The sequence below is a fragment of the Sulfurisphaera sp. genome (assembly GCF_059755235.1).
In genome coordinates, this window is sequence record NZ_DBPRYF010000002.1 from 1 (window position 1) to 5,478 (window position 5,478).

Sequence of the window (5,478 nt, forward strand, 5' to 3'; positions counted from 1 at the left end):
TCCCCGGCTTTCTCATCCCCCCATAATCGCAATTCTCCCCCGCGGGGGTTTTGTCCCCCGGGGGGTTGTCCGCGAATATAGTATTGTATCTGTATAATATATAAAGCTAACTTCCAGGCAATATGATATAATAGTCGAATATTAACGTCTGTCAGTTTTTTAAGAGGTTATGTATACCAGTATACTTTTCGTTTGTATATTTCTTGTAGTCATTTACTTAACCAAGTAAATTTCTTCCCTTATAGCTTGAGAGTAGTTAGACTGAGAGTTGTATATCCGGAGTCAATAACTACTACCACTACTAACCCATATTTTGTAGAACGTGCATATAAATTTACTTTAATCTAAATTAAAAATAAATTAGATTTAATTACTTTTTTGTAGAAATATTTAAAAGTACAAAAGCTAAATATATCTATAGGGTGATTGGATGGATATAAAAAGTTTAAATAGGACTATTACACTATCCGGTGCTGTTCTTTACACCTTGAACGTAATTCTGTCAATCACCCTATACACACTGCTTACTATCGTTTCTTTACCAGTTGCCAACATTGACCTTAGGGCTTTACTAATTGCTGTACCTCTTATTTCTGGTGTATTTAACAGTATAATCTTAGCTATGATTGTAATGGGTTTGAATTATGCCGAATATTATGGTATAGGTAAATCGGCTCTTGCTATTGCTATCTACTTAGGCTATTATTTTGCTTTTAGACCACCTATGGATATTGTGTCTATAATGTTTGCTATTATGGCGTTGTGTGTTTTGCAGATCATAGTTCTGTACTATTACGCTAAAGTGCAGAAGGAGTTGTTTGGGTAATGCTAATTAAGGTTAAACTAAAAGGTGAGCAAGTTTTCCCTTCTCAAATTAAAGGGAAATATGCCTATGAGAAAAACGTTATTCTTATTGTCAGAAATTTACAGGGTAGAGCTTTATTTATAGACTATGTCACCACTAGTCTAGGAAGTTATTCCCCTCCTCCACTTCTTCAAGGTATGGTGTTTTATTATGAGGTTGTAAGAGTACCTGAGGATTATTCAAACTACATAGACTGTATTGCTAAAGTGGTTGAGGAGAAGTTACATCCCGTGTTTAAAAACAAGAGATTGGAGTGCAAAAAAGAGATTACGGTGGTGATAAATGAATCTGTTTAATTGTAGTAATGTTAAATCAACTAAGGATGGAAAGCTATACATTGAAGTAGACAGGATAAAGGTATTTTACACAGTAAGTTTCACTCCGGGCACACTGCAGGAGTATGTGCTTAAGTCAACAAACTATAACTCTATGTGTAGGATTACTTTTGATACTAGGAAAGGGAAAGTCATCCATATAGATTGTATTGGTTTTAAAGCTGACAAAGTAAAAGTTGTACTTGAAGAATGCTTTAAGGAAGAAGGGATATCATATACTATAAATAGATAGTAATTATTTCCTTTTGTTTATTCGTCTAACTGTTTTATCCTTTATTTGTCGCTTAATCTCGTACAATTTCAAATTTTTAAAACTAGGGATGGTTTAATTTGGTGCTTTCTCTGTATATATAAGCGCTTATGGCTAATCAAGGAAAAGCACTTATATTTCTTCCCCTTTCCTTTACCTATGAGATTTATCCTAGACTCCTTTTATGAAGGAGAGAGGCAAATGGCTTTAGATGAGACAATGCTCATTCTTCACTCTCAGCATATAATTCCAGATACTGTAAGACTGTGGGGTTTTAAACCCACAACACTTTCTATAGGTAGGTTTTTATCCGTTAAAGACTGGGTTAACGAGGAGGAGCTGAAGAAGTTCAATTTCCCTTTGATTAGACGTTTTACCGGTGGTGGACCAGCCCTTCACGATGAAAATGGTGAAATAACCTGGAGTGTTGTTTTGCACGGTGAAGATATGCTTACCGTTTACAAGAAAATAGCAGAGGCTTTGATTCACGCCTTTTCTCACTTTGGTTTAAAGGCTTCCTTTTCACCAATAAACGATATAGTCATAGATGGTAAGAAGGTTGTTGGTATGGCTGGTGCAATAAAAAGAGGATCAATCCTAGTACACGGTACTTTTATGTACGCAACAAACCCGGAGTTCTTGAAGGTTATAAAATCACCTAAAGTTAAAGAGGATGTTAGAGGTGACGCTAAAACCAGAGTTGCTACTATTTCTTCACTTTTAAATTCTACCGTGAAAAAGGAGGAAGCTCTTCAAGCTCTTGTAGAGGGCTTCTCTTCGGTTTTTAAGCTAGAAGAAGGATCCTTGACAGAACTAGAGGCGGACATTACAAACTCTTTAAAGTTTAAATACACAAACGTGAAATGGACATATTTGAGATGAATTGTGAGTTTAGATCAAAGGCTGGAAAGACAGTAGTTATCCACGTCTATGAAGACCACGTTGAGGTTACTGGAGATTTCTTCACTACTGATGAAGATCTTGAAAAGATTGAGGGAAGCTTAAAAGAAGGAAAGAAGCCAGAAAACGCTTTTATTCTTGGCGTTGATTTAGATGAGTTATACGAGAAGTTTTTGGAGTGTGTAAAAAAGTGAAAGTTCTTCTCTCAGCTGGCACTTATTATTACGTGAAAAAGGGGATAAAGGTTAGTGAGACCGCTTACGCCTTGCAGTACGGGGGATGTGAAGGGAGATGTAAGTTTTGCTCTCAATCACTCTCAAACAAAGCAGACAAAGCCTTTCTATCAAGGGTTAAGTGGTACCCCGTGGAAATGGAAGAGGTTGCTGACTTTCTTTCTTCATTTTCCCGTTTTTGTTTGCAAACAGTGATAAAGAAGAACTTTGAAGATGAGGTTGTTGAGATTTTGTCCCTCTCCAGAAACAAGGGGAAGTCAGTGACTATAACTCCAGTTGATGTTTCTTACTTACACAAGTTTAAGGAGTTAAACGTTGACTACCTAGGTGTTGGTTTAGACACCGTGGAGAGGCTTTGGGATTATGTTGGAAAACCCTACACTTTCTCTGAGTATATTCGATTTACAAAAGAAGCTGTGTCGGTTTTTGGGAAAGGACATGTATACGTTCATTTAATTGTTGGTCTTGGAGAAACGGACGACGAGTTGGTAAGTTTGATGAAGTTGATTAAAGACATTGGTGGTAGTGTAGCCCTATTTGCTTTTACTCCCGTAAAAGGAACTCCTTTTGAGAGAATGGATAGACCAAGTTTAGAGCGGTACAGAAAAATCCAAGAGGCTAGGTACAAGATTTTTGAGTCTGAGACAAAATCCCATTTAGCTTATTTGACTTCTGGCTGTCCTTCTTGTGATAGACCTTACTACAATGAAGACCCAAGGGAAGGGAAAAACATGTACAACATCCCATTGAGGGATTTCAAATGGTATATGGCTTCATGATTTTAAAGAAGTTCTCCGTGGTAAGTATCTCTGGTGGTTCCTGTTCTTTAAGTTGTACTTACTGTGCCTCAACCTATATAAAAAGTATGGAAGGGGCAATGTCACCAGAGGAGTTTTACAAGTTGATAAAGAAGAGGTATGAGCAAGGTACACGCGGTTTTTTGATAAGTGGTGGATTTTCACCTAGAGGTGAACTTCTCAACCTAAGAAGGGTTTTGCCAGAGATGAAGAAGTTGAAGAAGGAGTTGCCAGACTTGATTTTTAACATCCACCCTGGGTTACTTGATAAAGACTTGATAGAAGAGCTCTCTGATGTTGTTGACATTGTTGATTATGAGTTTGCTTACTCGAGAAGGGCTTTTGAGAGTAAGGGGTTAAAAGATAGAAATAAGGAAGATTATATCAATACATTGGAATATTTTTTAGAAAATGTGAGGTATGTTGTACCTCATATAATGTTAGGTTTTCCAGATGACGACGTTGAAGAGAGCATAAAGCTTGTTTCTTCTATGAAACCTTACTTGCTGAACTTCCTTGTCTTAATACCTACCAAGGGAACCCCTTCTGAAAAGGTTGAACTTCCCTCTGTGAACGAAATACTGAAGTTAGTAGAGTTGGGGAGTAAGTTGATGAATGGTAAAGTGAGTATAGGCTGTATGAGACCTTACCGTGTAAAAGAAGAATTAGATAAGGCTGTTGTAGAAAGAGGTCTTGTCGAAAGGATTGCTAATCCTTCTAGGAAAGTTAAAGTGGAAATGTATGATGCTTGCTGTAGCTTACCGGAGAAATATTTTAAGGATTTTAAGATGTAGATGACAAGAAAATGTGATAATTGCAGTAAAAGGAAATTTTTGAATAATTATTATACGACGGGAGTTATACCCGTTTTTAATAATTCTCTTAAAGAATTTCTACTTAAATGATATGGCAAACTGCATTTGTTATTAATTTTTTAGTTAAACACTCCGTCTTTCTTTTCTAGTTACGAACTAAAGCTTTTATATCCGAACACATGTTTGATATATTATAATCTATATAATTGGTACTGGTATTGCTGGTCTATCTGCTGCTGTGTCTCTAAGAAAGGGTTCGGGTCGGGAGCTTACTTCCGCATATTTCTCGTTACTTCTAAATACGAGATGTTAGCTTCAGTATAGCCCCCCACATCCCCTCATTCTTCTTCCCCTGCTCCGTCTGACTTCATCCTTCACTGCAGGGGCTTTCAGGAGAGACCCTAGGCTCCCCCACATCCTCTTGTAAATATTCAAGGATGCGTTTTTGTCCCTGTCCGCTACGAACCCACATTTAGGGCAAATTCCAAGTCTTCCCTGGAATTTCAATTCTGTACCGCACCTATAGCACAGCTTTGATGTTCCCCTGGGGTCAATCTTCATTATTGGGACGTTGTACTCTATTGCTTTAGTTATTATTGCATTTTGAAGTGTGCGGTAATCTAAGTGCATCGTCTTCCATCTGTTTTCCTTGTCTAAGCTTCTCAGCTCTTCGATTAGCCCAGTTAGTTCCTCTATCGAGATTGCATACTTCTTCCTCTCAGCGAACAGAACAAACTCTTTTGCGAATTTTCTGGTGCCGTCTACAACGATGTTTTTTGCTCTTCTGTGGTATTTTTTAACTTTCTCTGTCAACCTCTTATTATATCTCCACATTCTTGGATATCTTTGCTGTATTTTTTCAGCTTTCTTTCTTATAGTCTGAGCTTTGATGAAAGGTGTATCTGCTCTCCTCACTTTCTTGCCGTCGTAGTAAACCAGTTGCCTAAGGTTCACGTCAAGACCTATAATGCCTTGAGGGAAGTAAGGTTCATATTTCACTTCAAACACTATGCTGACGTAGAACTTTCCGTCTCTGTACGAGACAAATACCTCTTTCCACTTATATTTCTGAAACTTCATCTATGTATTCCTTTCTGTGCTTTAATCTGAGGGTAAACCACTTTCCTTTTCTCTTAAAAATTACTCTGACCTCACCCCTCTCTAAGTCGACTCTAGCGTCTTGGTTGTCAAACTCAGCAGTTAATCTTTTCAACACCGGTTTATGTTTAGCTCCACTCTCTCTTACAGAATCAACTAGACTAGCAGCCTTATTGTACATTATT

Annotated in this window: 9 protein-coding genes; 7 read left to right on the forward strand and 2 right to left on the reverse strand. The window is 37.6% G+C overall.

What is annotated here, in order from left to right; genetic code table 11:
* Positions 1-430: 430 nt before the first annotated feature.
* The 7 genes from AC3OCB_RS00095 (at position 431) to lipS1 (ending at position 4,174) form a co-directional block, all read left to right on the forward strand.
* Positions 431-826 carry a hypothetical protein gene (locus AC3OCB_RS00095; protein ID WP_498340099.1) on the forward strand — a complete coding sequence of 132 codons (396 nt, stop codon included), beginning with the start codon at positions 431-433 and terminating at the stop codon, positions 824-826.
* Positions 826-1,161, forward strand: a complete 336-nt coding sequence (locus AC3OCB_RS00100; protein ID WP_498340100.1) for a hypothetical protein — start codon at positions 826-828, stop codon at positions 1,159-1,161. The genes AC3OCB_RS00095 and AC3OCB_RS00100 overlap by 1 nt, the downstream gene beginning before the upstream one ends.
* Positions 1,148-1,432, forward strand: a complete 285-nt coding sequence (locus AC3OCB_RS00105; protein ID WP_498340101.1) for a hypothetical protein — start codon at positions 1,148-1,150, stop codon at positions 1,430-1,432. The genes AC3OCB_RS00100 and AC3OCB_RS00105 overlap by 14 nt, the downstream gene beginning before the upstream one ends.
* 177 nt (positions 1,433-1,609) lie before the next feature.
* On the forward strand, positions 1,610-2,332 hold the full coding sequence (locus AC3OCB_RS00110) for a lipoate--protein ligase family protein (RefSeq protein ID WP_498340102.1): 723 nt from the start codon (positions 1,610-1,612) through the stop codon (positions 2,330-2,332).
* Positions 2,329-2,544 (forward strand): hypothetical protein, encoded by a 216-nt coding sequence (locus tag AC3OCB_RS00115; protein ID WP_498340103.1) that lies wholly within the window; start codon positions 2,329-2,331, stop codon positions 2,542-2,544. The genes AC3OCB_RS00110 and AC3OCB_RS00115 overlap by 4 nt, the downstream gene beginning before the upstream one ends.
* Complete coding sequence (locus AC3OCB_RS00120; RefSeq protein WP_498340104.1) at positions 2,541-3,362, forward strand: radical SAM protein; 822 nt, start codon at positions 2,541-2,543, stop codon at positions 3,360-3,362. The genes AC3OCB_RS00115 and AC3OCB_RS00120 overlap by 4 nt, the downstream gene beginning before the upstream one ends.
* Positions 3,344-4,174: a LipS1 family lipoyl synthase gene (lipS1, locus tag AC3OCB_RS00125; protein ID WP_498340105.1), complete on the forward strand. Its 831-nt coding sequence runs from the start codon at positions 3,344-3,346 to the stop codon at positions 4,172-4,174. Before AC3OCB_RS00120 ends, lipS1 begins: the two co-directional genes overlap by 19 nt.
* Positions 4,175-4,510: 336 nt before the next feature.
* Here lipS1 and AC3OCB_RS00130 read toward each other — a convergent pair whose 3' ends face one another.
* Positions 4,511-5,275, reverse strand: coding sequence for an RNA-guided endonuclease TnpB family protein (locus AC3OCB_RS00130; RefSeq protein WP_498340106.1), 765 nt, complete (start codon positions 5,273-5,275; stop codon positions 4,511-4,513).
* A partial coding sequence (locus tag AC3OCB_RS00135; RefSeq protein WP_498340108.1) for a hypothetical protein occupies positions 5,256-5,478 on the reverse strand: 223 nt, incomplete at its 5' end. The genes AC3OCB_RS00135 and AC3OCB_RS00130, both read right to left, overlap by 20 nt.